This is a genomic window from Bradyrhizobium sp. P5_C12, from assembly GCF_054049735.1.
In genome coordinates this window covers 37,193-51,704 of record NZ_JBFULU010000024.1, presented here as the reverse complement: position 1 = coordinate 51,704, position 14,512 = coordinate 37,193, and the positions used below count along the sequence as shown (strand labels likewise).

General features: G+C 65.7%; 12 protein-coding genes. 5 read left to right on the top strand and 7 right to left on the bottom strand.

Annotated elements, in window-relative coordinates; translation table 11 throughout:
- Positions 1-34 precede the first annotated feature (34 nt).
- Complete coding sequence (locus ACXJMY_RS21695; protein ID WP_456621384.1) at positions 35-460, bottom strand: CBS domain-containing protein; 426 nt, start codon at positions 458-460, stop codon at positions 35-37.
- Positions 461-495: 35 nt separating this feature from the next.
- Positions 496-1,329: a universal stress protein gene (locus tag ACXJMY_RS21690; protein WP_456621383.1), complete on the bottom strand. Its 834-nt coding sequence runs from the start codon at positions 1,327-1,329 to the stop codon at positions 496-498.
- Between the two features lie 206 nt (positions 1,330-1,535).
- Here ACXJMY_RS21690 and fixL point away from each other — a divergent pair, with 206 nt between their 5' ends.
- The 4 genes from fixL to ACXJMY_RS21670 all read left to right on the top strand — a co-directional run bounded on the left by fixL (position 1,536) and on the right by ACXJMY_RS21670 (position 5,027).
- Positions 1,536-3,053, top strand: a complete 1,518-nt coding sequence (fixL, locus tag ACXJMY_RS21685) for a sensor protein FixL (protein WP_456621382.1) — start codon at positions 1,536-1,538, stop codon at positions 3,051-3,053.
- Between the two features lie 3 nt (positions 3,054-3,056).
- On the top strand, positions 3,057-3,674 hold the full coding sequence (gene fixJ / locus ACXJMY_RS21680) for a response regulator FixJ (RefSeq protein WP_456621381.1): 618 nt from the start codon (positions 3,057-3,059) through the stop codon (positions 3,672-3,674).
- Between the two features lie 43 nt (positions 3,675-3,717).
- Positions 3,718-4,140 carry a response regulator gene (locus tag ACXJMY_RS21675; RefSeq protein WP_456621380.1) on the top strand — a complete coding sequence of 141 codons (423 nt, stop codon included), beginning with the start codon at positions 3,718-3,720 and terminating at the stop codon, positions 4,138-4,140.
- A 185-nt stretch (positions 4,141-4,325) separates the two neighbouring features.
- Positions 4,326-5,027: a helix-turn-helix domain-containing protein gene (locus tag ACXJMY_RS21670; protein ID WP_456621379.1), complete on the top strand. Its 702-nt coding sequence runs from the start codon at positions 4,326-4,328 to the stop codon at positions 5,025-5,027.
- A gap of 61 nt (positions 5,028-5,088) precedes the next feature.
- On the opposite strand, the gene ACXJMY_RS21665 is transcribed toward ACXJMY_RS21670, so the two are convergent.
- Genes ACXJMY_RS21665 through ACXJMY_RS21650 form a run of 4 tightly spaced genes read right to left on the bottom strand, consistent with a single transcriptional unit; the run spans position 5,089 to position 10,979 of the window.
- Positions 5,089-6,384 carry an MFS transporter gene (locus tag ACXJMY_RS21665; protein ID WP_456621378.1) on the bottom strand — a complete coding sequence of 432 codons (1,296 nt, stop codon included), beginning with the start codon at positions 6,382-6,384 and terminating at the stop codon, positions 5,089-5,091.
- A gap of 23 nt (positions 6,385-6,407) precedes the next feature.
- A complete protein-coding gene (locus tag ACXJMY_RS21660; protein ID WP_456621377.1) occupies positions 6,408-6,929 on the bottom strand; it encodes a PRC-barrel domain-containing protein in 522 nt (173 codons plus the stop codon).
- A gap of 24 nt (positions 6,930-6,953) precedes the next feature.
- Positions 6,954-9,158 carry an amylo-alpha-1,6-glucosidase gene (locus ACXJMY_RS21655; protein WP_456621376.1) on the bottom strand — a complete coding sequence of 735 codons (2,205 nt, stop codon included), beginning with the start codon at positions 9,156-9,158 and terminating at the stop codon, positions 6,954-6,956.
- 57 nt (positions 9,159-9,215) lie between these two features.
- Positions 9,216-10,979, bottom strand: a complete 1,764-nt coding sequence (locus tag ACXJMY_RS21650) for an ABC transporter ATP-binding protein (RefSeq protein ID WP_456621375.1) — start codon at positions 10,977-10,979, stop codon at positions 9,216-9,218.
- 277 nt (positions 10,980-11,256) lie between these two features.
- Between ACXJMY_RS21650 and ACXJMY_RS21645 the strand changes: the two genes are divergently transcribed.
- Positions 11,257-12,327, top strand: coding sequence for a glycosyltransferase family 4 protein (locus ACXJMY_RS21645; protein WP_456621374.1), 1,071 nt, complete (start codon positions 11,257-11,259; stop codon positions 12,325-12,327).
- Between the two features lie 184 nt (positions 12,328-12,511).
- On the opposite strand, the gene ACXJMY_RS21640 is transcribed toward ACXJMY_RS21645, so the two are convergent.
- Positions 12,512-14,443 (bottom strand): alkyl/aryl-sulfatase, encoded by a 1,932-nt coding sequence (locus ACXJMY_RS21640; protein ID WP_456621373.1) that lies wholly within the window; start codon positions 14,441-14,443, stop codon positions 12,512-12,514.
- Positions 14,444-14,512 lie beyond the last annotated feature (69 nt).

Genomic DNA, 14,512 nt, shown 5'->3' with positions numbered 1-14,512 from the left:
GGGGGCCGAGATCGCGGGATTTGCAGCCACCGTGTCAGTCGCGCGCGGTCGCCTTGAGTGCCGCGATGACATCCTCGCGGGCGATAATTCCGACCAGCTTTTGCGCGCCGTCGAGCACGACGATGCTCCTGATGCGGTGCTCGACCATGATCTGGAGGACGCGGGTCAACCTCGTATCCGGGCTGACATAGATGAACTCGGGCGTCATGACGTCGCCAACCTTGCGGCGCATCAGGTCGTGATAGCGCGGCAGCATCTGGCTCGGCGTGAAGGCAAAGCACTTCAGGATGTCGAACTTGGTGACGATGCCGACGACCTGCCCGTCGTCCTCGACCGGATAGGAGTTGAAATCGTCCTGCTCGAACATCTCGCTGAGCGCGAGCATGTCGAGATCGCGCCTCACCGTCCGGACGTTGCGCGTCATGTAGCCGTCGACGGTCTGCTCGATAAACTTGTACACGGTGCGCCCTCCTCGATTTCGCGTCTGGCCGGCCGTCAGTGCGACAGCAGCACGCAGCGCGCGGATTGAGTGACCAGATACTGGGTGACGCCACCCAGTATCAACTCGCGAAACCGCGAATGACCATAGGCGCCGGCAACGATCAGGCCCGCGCCGACATCGCCGGCGACCTTCTCCAATCGCGCGGCAGCGGTTTCGTTGCGCGCCGCTTCGGAAACGCGCGCGGTCGCGGTAACGCCCTGGCGGGCAAGCCACGCCGTCGCGTCGGTCACGCCGGCGACCGCGGCGGGGCGATCGTCGTCGCCCTCCGGAATCGCGACGACGGCGACATCCCTGGCCTTGCGCAGCAGCGGCAGCGCATCGGCCAGCGCCCGCCGCGCTTCCGGCGTATCCTTCCACGCCACGAGGACGCTCCGCAGATCGAGCCAGTTGACGCCGTCTGGCACGACCAGGATCGGCCGGCCGGCCTGCATCACCAGATCCTTCGGGCTTGCGAGCGCGAAGGCGTCGGAGAAGGCCGGGCTCTGCCCGCCGGCGACGATGATGTCGGCGCAACGCGCCTGGGTGAGCGTAAAGCGCGCCGGGAAATCCATGGCGCTGCGCCACTCCACATGTCCGCCGCGATTCCTGATCGCGGCGCGGAATTGCGCCTCCAGTTCGGCCAGGCGTCGCTTGACGGAGGCTTCACCCTGGTCGATCAGGCTCTGCGCCGCGGCGCCGTCGCTGAAATAGAGCGGCGGTGCGAACTGCGCCGCAGCAACGCCGACAATGGCGGCCTCAAACCGTTCGGCGAGCTCGCCCGCGACCTGGAGACGCGCCTCGTTGGGCTGATCGAGCGCGAGGCTGACCATCACGGTCGCGTATGTCATCGGGACTCTCCGGTGCAATGAAGCTTCGTGGAATTGTAGGCCTGCCGCACGTCGGCAGGATGAGATAGATCAAACTGCCTGCCGCCCGATTCGGGGAAATCGTCAAAGGATGCAGACGAGCGAACTTGCCTCCGGCTTGGCCTTGGGCAACATTGCCGCGGCGGTAACGGCATCCGGGCCGCCGCATAGGATTGGGAGCCCCAGCTTTGTCGCCGACCCGTGTAACGCATCCGCAGGACGACGGTCGGGGCGAGCATTTCCGGGTCCGGATCGAAGGATTCGGCGTCGGCACCTGGGATCTCGACCTCGAGACGCGGGAGCTGGACTGGTCGGACACCGCCAGGAGCCTGTTCGGAATCGAACGGGACCAACCGCTGAGCTACGAGCTATTCCTGTCCCATCTGGAGCCGAAGGACCGCCAGCGGGTCGAGAGCGCGATCCGACATGTTTCCGAAAGCGGCGGCGGTTTCGACGTGTCCTTCAGGGTCGCCGGCGCCTCCGGCAGAGGACAGTGGATCCGCGCCCGGGCGGGACTCATTCGCGATGAAGCCGGCTCCGCCCGTCATCTCAGCGGCATCTTTCTGGACATCGACGAGGAGAAGCAGGTTGAGCAAGCCCTGCGCACGCGCGAGAGCCACCTTCGCTCGATCCTCCAGACGATTCCCGATGCCATGATCGTCATCGACGGCCACGGCGTCATCCAGCTCTTCAGCTCGGCCGCCGAGCGCCTGTTCGGCTGGTCGGAGCACGAGGCGATCGGCCAGAACGTCAGCATCCTGATGCCGGAGCCCGATCGCTCCCGCCACGACAGCTACATCGCCCGCTACCGCACCACGAGCGATCCGCACATCATCGGCATCGGCCGCATCGTGACCGGCAGGCGCCGTGACGGAACGACCTTTCCGATGCACCTGTCGATCGGCGAGATGCAGTCGGGCGGCGAGCCCTATTTCACCGGTTTCGTCCGCGACCTGACCGAGCATCAGCAGACCCAGGCGCGGCTCCAGGAATTGCAGTCCGAGCTCGTCCATGTCTCGCGGCTGACCGCGATGGGCGAAATGGCCTCGGCGCTCGCTCATGAGATCAACCAGCCGCTGGCGGCGATCAGCAATTACATGAAGGGCTCGCGGCGGCTGCTCGCCGGCAGCCACGATCCGAATGCGCCGAAGATCGAAAGCGCGCTCGACCGCGCGGCGGAACAGGCGCTGCGCGCCGGCCAGATCATCCGGCGCTTACGCGATTTCGTCTCCCGCGGCGAATCCGAGAAGCGGGTCGAGAGCTTCTCCAAGCTGATCGAGGAGGCCGGCGCGCTCGGGCTTGCCGGCGCGCGCGAGCAGAACGTGCAGCTCCGCTTCAGTCTCGATCCGGGCGCCGACCTCGTGCTTGCCGACCGGGTGCAGATCCAGCAGGTCCTCGTCAACCTGTTCCGCAACGCGCTGGAAGCGATGGCGCAATCGCAGCGGCGCGAGCTCGTCGTCACCAACACCCGCGCCGCCGACGACATGATCGAGGTGAAGGTGTCCGACACCGGCTCCGGCTTCCAGGACGACGTCATTCCAAACCTGTTTCAGACTTTCTTCACCACCAAAGACACCGGCATGGGCGTGGGACTGTCCATCAGCCGCTCGATCATCGAGGCTCACGGCGGCCGCATGTGGGCCGAGAGCAACGCATCGGGCGGGGCGACATTCCGCTTCACCCTGCCGGCAGCCGACGAGACCTGAGCCATGACGACCAAGGGAATCATCTACGTCATCGACGACGACGAGGCGATGCGGGATTCGCTGAACTTCCTGCTGGATTCCGCCGGCTTCGGCGTCACGCTGTTCGACAACGCGCAGAGCTTCCTCGATGCCCTGCCCGGCCTCGCCTTCGGCTGCGTCGTCTCCGACGTGCGAATGCCCGGCCTCGACGGCATCGAGCTCTTGAAGCGGATGAAGGCGCAGCAATGCCCGTTTCCGATCCTGATCATGACCGGTCACGGCGACGTGCCGCTCGCGGTCGAGGCGATGAAGCTCGGCGCCATCGACTTTCTCGAGAAGCCGTTCGAGGATGACCGCCTCACCACGATGATCGAATCCGCGATCCAGCGGGCCGAGCCGGCCGCCAAGAACGAGGCCATCACCCAGGACATCGCCGCCCGCGTCGCCTCCTTGAGCCCGCGCGAGCGCCAGGTCATGGAGGGACTGATCGCGGGCCTCTCCAACAAGCTGATCGCCCGCGAATACGACATCAGCCCGCGCACCATCGAGGTGTACCGGGCCAATGTCATGACCAAGATGCAGGCGAGCAGCCTCTCGGAACTGGTCCGGCTCGCGATGCGCGCCGGCCTGATCAAGGATTGAGGCAGGTCAAGGTCCTTGCACCGACCTGTGCTAGCCAGTCAGCATGATCGAGATCGGCTCGCAGCACCAGCGGCTCCCAACGGCGCCATCGGCCAAGCCCACCGTCTACGTGGTCGACGACGATGCCGCCGTGCTGGGATCGCTGCGCTTCCTGCTGGAAACCGACGGTTTTGCCGTGCGGACCTTCAGGAACGCCACCGCGCTGCTCAATGCGAGCAGCGCGCCCGGCGCCGACTGCTACGTGATCGACTACAAGATGCCCGACATCAACGGCATCGAGCTGGTGGGCCGCCTGCGCCAATCCGGCGCCGATACGCCCGTGATCCTGATCACCGGCTATCCCGACGGAAACATTTCGGCCCGGGCCACGGCAGCGGGCATCAAGGACGTCATTTTGAAGCCGCTGCTCGACGAAAACCTGGTCAAGCGCATCCGCCACGCCATCCAGCACAGGCCCGGCGACTAGAGCGCGATGAATCGCGCCTCGTTTGTCGTTTGAGCATGATCTTTCGGAAAATCGATACACACTTTTCCGGATCATGCTCTGACCTAAGGGATTTTACGTAGGTAATCTCCCTTAAGATATCGCTCGAAATTTCCGGATTGCACGATCTCGCGTAGCAAGGCTCCATCACAACGGAGATGGCGCAGATGCTGACCCAGACCTTCAACACCCAGGCGATCAAGACCCAGATCAACGGCAGCAGGATTGCACCGTCTCATCCCGTCTCCGACCAGTTCGGCGCAATCGCCGGCCATGTCGGCCTCGTCGCCACCGAATTCGCCTACCGCAAGGACGAGGAGATCTACGGCGAGGACGAGCCGGCGGAATATGTCTATCAGGTCGTCTCCGGCGCGGTGCGCAGCTACAAGCTGCTCTCCGACGGCCGCCGCCAGATCGGCTCCTTCCACCTTCCGGGCGACGTGTTCGGCCTCGAATCCGGCGCCACCCATCGTCTTGCCGCCGAAGCCATCATCGACACCACGGTACGCCTGGTGAAGCGCGCCAGCCTCGAGAAGGCCGCCGGCACCGATGTGCAGGTCGCCCGCAAGCTGTGGGCCATGACCGCCGGCGAGCTCCGCCACGCCGAGGACCACATGCTGCTGCTCGGACGCAAGACCGCGATGGAGCGGGTTGCGACCTTCCTGCTCGAAATGGACCGCCGCCTCGCCGTCGCCGGCATGATGGCGCTGCCGATGTGCCGGCGCGACATCGGCGACTATCTCGGCCTGACGCTCGAGACCGTGTCGCGCGCGCTGTCGCAGCTTCACACCCAGGGCATTCTCGGCTTCTCGGGCGCCCGCCAGATCGTGCTGCGCAACCGCCAGCGCCTGCACAGTCTCGACGCTTGATCTTCCTCCCACCACTTGGCCGGCTGGACCCGTTTCAGCCGGCCGTTTCTTTTTGCCGCGATCACAGGGTGTGGCGCCGGGTTTCCGGCATCACCAGGAGGATCAGCAGAAAACCGGTCGCGGCAATGCTGGCGAGGCCGATGAAAGCGGTGGCATTGCCGAACTTGTCGCTGACATAGCCGCCGAGCACGGTGCTCAGCGCTGCGCCGATGCCGGTCGCGGTGCCGACGATGCCCTGCGCGAGATTGAAATGGCCGCTGCCGAAGGCGACGTCGGCGACGATCAGCGGGATCATCACCGCGAACACCGCCGCGGTGAAGCCGTCGAACACCTGCACCAGCACCAGCAGATAGGGATCGCGCACGGTTGCGAACAGCAGGCCGCGAATCGCCAGCGCGCCGAACCCGATCAAGAGCAACGGCCGGCGGCCCCAGAGCTGCGCCTTGCGCCCGACCGAGGGCGACAGCAGCGCCACGATCGCCTGCGGCACCACGATGCAGAAGGCGACGAGCACCGTCGCCCACTGGCTCGACCGCGCCGTCACCGCGCTCGCCATCAGCGGCATCATGGCAGCGTTCGCGAGCTGCAACAGCAGCACGCTGAGCGCGAACACGATGAGCGGCCGCTGCCGGATCAGGTGCCAGATATTGGTGTCGCCGCGATCCTTCGCCTCACGCGGCATCTCGCCGTGACAGCGCGCGATGTCGACTTCCTCCTCACGAATGCGCGACAGCGCGATCAGGGTCGGGATCGCGAGCAGGAAGGTGACCAGGAACACCGAGCGGCTCGACAGCAGGTAGCCGGCCGTGCCCATCACCGCCGCAGCCACGCCGTTGCCAAGCGACGCGAAACGCGCATTGCGGCCGAGCCGTTCGCCGATGGCCAGCGGCCCGACCAGGCCCAGGCTGATCGCCGCGATCGCAGGCCCGAGCACGCAGCTTGCCGCCGCGTGCAGCGTGGCCGCGGCCACCACCACGGGGAAGATCGGCATGGCCGCATAGGCGAGCGCGCAGAAGCCGATGGTCACAATCGCCAGCCCGGCGACCAGCCGCTCGGATTTCGCGGCATCGATGATCGCCCCGCCCGGCATCTGCCCGACCAGGGCGACGATGCCGCCGATCGAGAGCACCAGGCCGATCTCGACCTGGGTCCATTTTTGCGTCGTCAGATAGACCGCGATGAAGGGACCGAATCCCGTCTGCACGTCGGCAAGGAAGAAGATGAACCAGTCGAGGCCGCGCAGACTCTGGCGCGACGGCGCCGGAAGGCCGCCCGGCGGCGGCGCGGCGACGTTGTCCTGTTCAACGTGGCGGCCGCGATCCTCGGTGGCATGGTTCTGCTTGCTCGACAACAGCACAGGCGGCCATCCCTCCCCGCGCCTCACTGAATCGCTTGCAGCGGTTGCAGGCTACCCGACGCGCCGAGCACGACGATCGGCGTGTCTTCCTTGTATTCCGGCGCGGCCGCGACCTGCGCCTTGGTCAGCTCCAGCGTGATACTGTCCTTCTTGTTGGCGATCTTGCCGAACCGCATCGCGTTCCAGTCCACCACGATCCTGCGGCTGCCGACGCCGAGGAAGCCGCCGAAATCGATCACGGCGGCGCGCACATGGCCGGTGCGATCGACGATGATGTCGACGATGCGGCCCATGTCCTCGTTCGCCGCGCTGAGCACGTCACGGCCGAGCACACCATGCGCGTCGCTTGCGCCGATGATCGTCACCGAGGGCGGCGGCGCGGCATCCTTCGGCGTGACGGGCACGCTTGGGGCCGGCGGCGCCACCGGCGGCGGCGCATTCACTTCACTTGGGGGCGCGGGCTGCTCCTCCGCGGCGCGCGACACCGCGACGGTCAAGCCCGCGACGATGGCAACGCTCAGGATCAACCAGCCAACGGCACGCATATACCCTCCTCGCGGTTCACCCCGCTAGCGCGCCAGCACGATCGACACCTGGATCTGGCCGCGCGTGCGCAGTACCTCCAGCGCCACGTCGTCGCCGTGGCGACTGACGCGCAGATCGACGCTGGACTCGCCCAGCCGCAGGTCGTGCAGGATCACCTCGTTCAAGAACGCCGGCAGATGCGGATTGCGCAGCCGGATCTCGCCGCGCGCTACGTCGAACTCGATGCCCAGCGCCGCCTCCAGCAGCGTGAACGGCGTCGCGCTGGCCCAGGCTTGCGGCGCGCAAGCGACCGGATAGAGCGTCGGACCGCGCCGCTTTTCGCGCCGGAAGCCGCAGAACAGTTCGGGTAGCCGCCGCAGATCCATATAGGTCGCGGCGTCGAACAGGCCCTTGAAGACATGCGCCACCGAATGCTTGAGCCCGTAACGGGCGAGCCCGAGCGCGATCAGCGCGTTGTCGTGCGGCCAGATCGATCCGTCATGATACGACATCGGATTGTAGCGCACCTCGCCCTGCGCGACCGTGCGGATGCCCCAACCCGAGAAGAAATGCGATCCCATCAGGTCGGCGGCAACCAATCGGGCGCGGTCCTCCCGGATCATGCCGCTGAACAGGACCTGTCCGGCGTTCGACGTGCGCACCTTGCAAGGCCGCTTGTTGCCGTCGAGCGCGAGGGCGTAGGTGCGGAGCTCCTCGCACCAGAACGCCTTCTCGAAGCGCTCGGCCAGTGCCCTGGCTTCCGCCTCGAGCTGCCGCACACGGTCCGGCTTGCCGAGCCGCAGCGCGCAACGGGCGGCGAGCTGCTTGGCCGCGTAGACGTAGCCCTGGACTTCGGCCAGCGCGATATTGCCTTCGGCCAGCTGGCCGTCGGCATGGAAGATCGCGTCGTAGGAATCCTTCCAGCCCTGGTTGGCGAGCCCCTTCTCGGTCGCCCGCTGATATTCGACAAAGCCGTCCTGATCGGGATCGCCGGGTCCGTCGATCCAGGCGAGGCCTGCCTCGATTGCAGGCCACAGCTCGATCAGCGTCTTCTCGTCGCCGGTGCGCTCGAAATAGCGCCCGGCGAGCAGCACGAACAATGCGGTGGAATCCACGCTGCCGTAATATTGCGCGAACGGCACCTCCCGAAGCGCCGCCATTTCGCCGCCCCGCATCTCGTGCAGGATCTTGCCGGGCGCGGCGTCCGCGAGCGGATCGACCGCCTTGGCCTGGAAATGGGCGAGCCGCCGCAGCACGCCCTTGGCGACCCGCGGATCGACCCACAGCATCTGGAGCGCAGTGATCAGTCCGTCGCGGCCGAACGTCGTCGAGTACCAGGGTATGCCGGCATAGGGATAGCGTCCCTGCGGCGTCTCCGTCATCAACATGTTCAGGTCGGCCATGGCCTGGCACAGGACCTCGTTGAAGATGTTGTTGGAGGTTTCGATGCTGGCGGCGCCCATGGTCGACTGGCGCATCTCGCGCCGATGCGCAAGCAAGCTCTGGAAGAATCGCGCGGGCTTCTGCGCCGGCGGCGGGTTGCAGGACACGGCCACGAACAGCGATTTCGCCTGGTGTGGCTCCAAATCGAGCTCCCAGGTCGCGGCATTGACCGACAGCCGCGTCGGACGCGGGTCGAAATGCAGGCCGGTGCTGCGCTCGGCATCGTCAAGACCGCGATAGTCGAACAGGACGTCGGTCGGCCCCAGCAGCCGGCTCGTTCCGATGCCACGGCGCGGGCGACGCTCGCCGCGGACCTCGAACAAATCGGCGAAGTCGTTGTCGAACAGCAGCGTCAACGCGAAGCCGGCCGGCCGGTCGCCGTGGTTCTGCACCCCGATGCGCTGATAGGCCGTGCCGCGCCACAGGAAGATCGTGCGCACGATGTGCAGCAGATCCTTCTGAAGAACGATGCGGCCCTGGCGATAGATGTCGGGGTTGGTGAGATCGACGGTCAACGCCGAATTGTCGTCGCGCAGGTTCGAGCCGAGCAGCAGCGGCTGGAGATCGTCGAGCACGAGCTCGAGCCGGGCGAGATAGCGCGTGTCGTGGTGAAACAGCCCGTCCGGCCCGCCGGCCGACGCGCCGATGTCGCCGTGACTGTCGAGCACGATGAAGGTGTCGTCGTGCTTGAGCGAACGCCGCGGGCGCGCGGCGGGGCCCGTCATCGGAATATAGAACGCCTGTTCCGCGACGGCCTCCACCGTCTGCGACACGGAGATGATCTGGGTTATGGCTTCGGCTGCCATGAGCTGCTCCCCTGCATCCTGTTTCGGAACGCAACCGACGCGAACGTGACCGTTGATTTACGCGGCGGCTTGCGCGAGCCGGCTCATTTCCTGCGTGACCAGTTCACGGTAGGGCCCGTGGCCCTGCATCAGACGCTCTGGCGAGCCGTCCTCGATGATCTTACCACCCTTCAGGACGACCACGCGGTCGAAATTGCGCAGCGTCGCGAGCCGGTGTGCGATCGCGATCACGGTGCGGCCGCGCATCAGGCGCGACAGCGCCTCGCGGATCGCCTCCTCCGATTCGCTGTCGAGAGCAGCGGTCGCCTCGTCCAGCAGCAGGATCGGCGCGTCCTTAAGGAAGGCGCGCGCAATCGCGATGCGCTGGCGCTGGCCGCCGGACATCTTCACGCCGCGGTCGCCGACCATCGTGTCGAGGCCTTCCGGCAGGCTCTCGACGAAATCACACCGCGCCGCAATCGCCGCCCGCAGCACCTCGTCATCGGTCGCATTGGGTCGGCCGTAGCGGATGTTCTCGCGGATGGAGCGATGGAACAGGGAGATGTCCTGCGGCACGACCGATATCGCTTCGCGCAGGCTGAGCTGGGTCACCATTGAGATATCCTGGCCGTCGATGGTCACACTGCCATCGTCGACGTCGTAGAAGCGTTGCATCAGGGTGAACAGCGTCGATTTGCCGCCGCCGGATTGGCCGACGAGACCGACGCGCTGGCCGGGTTGCAGCCGCAGGCTGAACCGCTCGAAGATTTTTTCGTTGCCGGGATAGCCGAAGGTGACGTTGTTGAACGCGATCGCGGCGCCGCTCTTGACCAACGGCTCCGCCTCGGGGTGATCGCGCAGTTCATGCGGCACCAGCAATGTTGCGATCGCCTCCGTGAGCCGCGCGACGTGCTGGGTGACGTCGACCAGCGCCACGGCGAGATCGCGCGTGGCGTTGAGGATGGACAGGCCGAGCGTGCAGACCAGCACGACGTCGCCGGTGGTCGCCTCGCCCTGCTGCCAGAGCGTGATCGCCCAGGCCATCAGCGCGACGGTCAGGACAACGGTCACGCCGGCATGGGTGAGCCGCAGCTTCTCCAGATAGCGCAGGCTGCGGCCGCGGGCGGTGAGTTCCCGATTGACGGTGGCATCGAACCGTTCGTGCTCGTGGCTGATGCCGCAGAAGGCGCGGACCAGCGGCATGTTGCTGATGACGTCGATCATCTCGCCGTCGACCACGGCCGCCTTGTCGGCAAAATCGTCATGCAACGGCTTGCCGGCGGCGGCGAGACGGAACATGGCGATCACCATGCCGCCGGCGATCACGATCAAGCCGAGCGCCATATAGGGACTGACGGTTCCAATCAGCGCGATGGCCGCAACTGTGGCGATGCAGGGCGGCAACACATTCCAGACGAACATGTTCTCGACCGTGAACACCGCGTTCGATGTGGCGGTAATGCGGCTGGTCAGCATGCCCGGCATGCGGTCCGAGAAATAGCTCGGCGCGTGGCCGGTGAGATGGCGAAAAATGTCACGGCGCAGATCGCCGGTGACGCGGACGAAGGTGAAGCTCGCGGTCCAGCTCGCGATCCGCCACAGGAAATTGTCGGCGGTGATCAGCGACATGAGGAAAATGAATGCCAGCCATACGCTGCCGCCGTGCGAGGGGCCGCCCGACAGACTGTCGACCAGGGACTTGACGCCATACTGCGTGCCCACGGAGCAGGCAACCGCCGCCACGACGGCGGCCAGGATCACCAGATGCGCAGCCAAACGACGCCGGAGATAGCGCAAGACAAAGGCAAATGGCCTGCGCGCGTATCCAGAAAGATGATCCATAAGGCTGAGACCCCGTTAAGATTTCGAATTTTGTTAGTTGCCGATTGAACATCGACCACTCCGCCTCGGTTCCCGGGCCGGGCGATCACGACATGCGGATGCGGACGATCTGAGAAGAGGTGATGGCAGCATCGAGACGCATGCCAGATGTGTCGCATAAGTAACGTTCGTTGAGAGGAACTTCGCAACTGCGGGAACGTTCCCTTGGCTGGCATGCCGGTGCCGAACACAGGCGGGGGCTTTTCAACGTCCATGATCGTACAGAGGAGATGGTGAGATGCGCATCGCGCAGGTAGCTCCGTTGACGGAGGCTGTTCCACCCAAGTTATACGGCGGCACCGAGCGGGTGGTGCATTGGTTGACGGAGGAGCTGGTGGCCCTGGGACACGACGTCACGCTGTTCGCCAGCGGCGACTCGCAGACCTCGGCGAAGCTGGATGCGCTATGGCCGAGGGCGCTCCGGCTCGACGGTTCCGTGCGAGACCCCAACGCCTTGCACATGGTGATGCTGGAGCGCGTGCGGCAAAAATGTGACGACGAGGAGTTCGACTTCCTCCACTTCCATCTCGATTATTACCCATGGTCACTGTTCTACCGCCAGCCGACGCCGTTCGTGACCACGCTGCATGGCCGGCTCGATCTCCCCGAGCACCAGCCGGTGTTCAATACCTTCTCCAAGGTTCCGGTGATCTCGATTTCGAACGCGCAGCGGCGGCCGGTGCCGCAGGCGAACTGGGTGAAGACGATTCATCACGGGCTTCCGGAGAACCTGCTGACGCCGACCCCGGCGAAGCAGGAATATCTCGCCGTGCTCGGCCGTATCGCGCCGGAAAAGGGCGTCGATCGCGCCATCAGGATCGCGACCCATTGCGGCATCCCGCTGAAGATCGCGGCCAAGGTCGATCGCGCCGACCAGGATTATTATGACGAGTTGATCCGGCCCATGATCGAGAACAATCCGCTGGTGGAGTTCATCGGCGAGATCAGCGATCACGAGAAATCGGACTTCCTGAGCGGTGCGCTCGGGCTGTTGCTGCCGATCGACTGGCCGGAACCGTTCGGCCTCGTGATGATCGAGGCCATGGCCTGCGGAACGCCGGTCGTCGCCTTCAACCGCGGCTCGGTGCCGGAGATCATCGACGAGGGCCTGACCGGCTTCGTGGTCGAGGACGTCATCAGCGCAGCCGGCGTCGTCAAGCGCCTTCCGCAATTGAACCGTGCCGCGATCCGCAAGCAGTTCGAAACGCGCTTCACGGCGCGGCGGATGGCCCTGGACTATCTCGCGTCCTATCGCAGCCTGACCGAGGCCCAGGCGCCGCGGATCAAGCTCGTCAGCAGCGCGGAGTAGTTGCGCCAAACCTCCGCTGTCGTCCCGGACCAGCGCGCCCGAAGCGCGCGCCGATCCGGGACCCATACGCCGCAGCAAGAGTTTTGCGAAGACTCGTGATGACCAGTCTCGCCCAAAAACTTCTCCCTGGGGCTATGGGTCCCGGCCTCCGCCGGGACGACACTGAATATCTTGCGACAGCGCCCTACCCCACCAGCGCCCGCTTCGGCTCCACGATCTCGAACATGCGCGGAAACTCGTCCATCAGGCCCATCAGCTCGGCGAGCCGCATCGGGTTGCCGGCGAGCTTGACCTTGCCGGCCGCGACGGCTTCCGGGAAGCTTGTCAGCTTCGCGATCACCTCGTCGAGCGTCGACCGCGCAAGCGTAAAACTGGCATCCGCGCCGTCCGCCTGCACGCCCTCGGTGTAGGTGAGCGCGCAGTTCTCGAGGTTGAGCACGAAGGTCTCGCCGGTGTCGGAAAAGCGCCAGTTCAACACGATGTGGTTGCCCTCGGCCTTGGGGCCGTTGAGGCGGATGCCGAGCACGTCCCAGAGCTGCCCGGTGCGCAGCGCCGCCAGCGTCTCGCGCGGCATCGGCGGGCGCGGCGGCGCCTTCGGCATGCCCTGGCGCAACTCCTGGGCGCCGAACAGATAGGCGTTGCGCCAGGTCGCGCTCTCGGCGGCGTAACCGAGCTGCTCGAGCGTGTCGGCAAGCAGGTGACGCGCCGCCGCATTGTCGGGCTCGGCGAAGACGAGATGGCCGAGCGCCTGCGCGACGAAGCGGAATTCCCCCTTGTCGAAATCGACCCGCGCCCGCGCGAGGATGGCATCCGCTCCACCCATGTACTCGACATACTTCTTGCCCGAGGCCACCGGCGGCAGCGGATCGAGATTGACCGGATTGGCGTCGTACCAGCCGAGATACTTTTGGTAGATCGCCTTCACATTGTGCCGGATATGGCCGTAATAGCCGCGGCCGTGCCAGGCGCCTTCGAGGCTCTTCGGCAATTGAATGGTCTCGGCGATCTCGGCGGCGGTGAGGCCGTGGTTCATCAGGCGGATGGTCTGGTCGTGCGCGAACTTGTAGAGATCGCGCTGCTGCCGGATCATGGTGCCGATGCGCTCGCGCCCCCACACCGGCCAGTGATGCTGGCCGCACATCGCCTCCGCCTTGCCGTCCCAGAGCTGCAAGGCCTCATTGAGGTATTTTGACCAGGCCAGCGCGTCGCGCACGTCGGCGCCGCGGAACGGCAGCAGGTTGTGGAAATTGTGGGTGCAGTTCTCGGCGAGGTTCAGCAGCTTGTAGCGCGGAATGAAGAAATGCATCTCCGCCGGCGCTTCGCTGTTCGGCGCCATCTGGAATTCGAACTCGACGCCGTCGATGATCCGCTTGTCGCCGGTCGCCATGATCAGATCGGTGGGACGCAGCAGCGCGACCGATCCCGCCGCCATCGACTTGCCGAGGCCGCAATCGACCTGCCCTCGCGCCCCCTTGGCGAGGAACGGGCCGAACTGGTACTGCGCCCGGCGCAGCATCGACGGTCCCGCGATGATGTTCTCGGAGACGGCGTGCTCCATGAACAGGTTCGGCGCGATGAGCGGCACGCGATCTGTGGCGAGCGCATCCGCCTCCAGCACGCCGCGCGCACCGCCCCAGTGATCGGTATGGGTGTGGGTGAAGATGACAGCCGCAACCGGCCGCGTGCCGCGGTGCTTGTAATAGAGTTCGAGCGCGGCGCGGGCGCCTTCGATCGAGGTCAGGGTGTCGACGACGATGACGCCGCTGTCGCCCTCGATCAACGTCATGTTGGCGATGTCGAGCCCGCGCACCTGGTAGACGCCGGGCACGACCTCGAACAGGCCGTGATGCATGTTGAGGCGCGACTGGCGCCACAGGCTCGGATTGACCGTCGGCGGTGCCTCGTCAGTGGAGAGAAAGCCGTAGGGCTCGAGGCTCCAGACCGTCCGTCCTTGCGGGTTCGATACCTTGGCGTTCTCGAGCGTGCCGAGAAAGCCGCGCGCGGCATCGTCGAAATCCCGCGTGTCGGAAAACGGCAGCGCATTCAGCATCGCCGTTTGTTGCGCGATGACGGACGGCGTTGCGTCCTTCGGCTCGCTGTTGGAGATCTCGGTCATCTCTATATCCTCCCGGCCTGTTGCGATCATCTAACCGCATCTCGCGGTCGATTGCCATCGCTAGCCGAG

Bases quoted from the DNA above. Each gene is read 5' to 3' on its own strand.
- ACXJMY_RS21690 (WP_456621383.1), bottom strand. From the start codon at position 1,329: ATGACATACGCGACCGTGATGGTCAGCCTCGCGCTCGATCAGCCCAAC.
- ACXJMY_RS21640 (WP_456621373.1), bottom strand. From the start codon at position 14,443: ATGACCGAGATCTCCAACAGCGAGCCGAAGGACGCAACGCCGTCCGTC.
- ACXJMY_RS21655 (WP_456621376.1), bottom strand. From the start codon at position 9,158: ATGGCAGCCGAAGCCATAACCCAGATCATCTCCGTGTCGCAGACGGTG.
- ACXJMY_RS21645 (WP_456621374.1), top strand. From the start codon at position 11,257: ATGCGCATCGCGCAGGTAGCTCCGTTGACGGAGGCTGTTCCACCCAAG.
- ACXJMY_RS21675 (WP_456621380.1), top strand. From the start codon at position 3,718: ATGATCGAGATCGGCTCGCAGCACCAGCGGCTCCCAACGGCGCCATCG.
- ACXJMY_RS21670 (WP_456621379.1), top strand. From the start codon at position 4,326: ATGCTGACCCAGACCTTCAACACCCAGGCGATCAAGACCCAGATCAAC.
- fixJ (WP_456621381.1), top strand. From the start codon at position 3,057: ATGACGACCAAGGGAATCATCTACGTCATCGACGACGACGAGGCGATG.
- ACXJMY_RS21650 (WP_456621375.1), bottom strand. From the start codon at position 10,979: ATGGATCATCTTTCTGGATACGCGCGCAGGCCATTTGCCTTTGTCTTG.
- ACXJMY_RS21660 (WP_456621377.1), bottom strand. From the start codon at position 6,929: ATGCGTGCCGTTGGCTGGTTGATCCTGAGCGTTGCCATCGTCGCGGGC.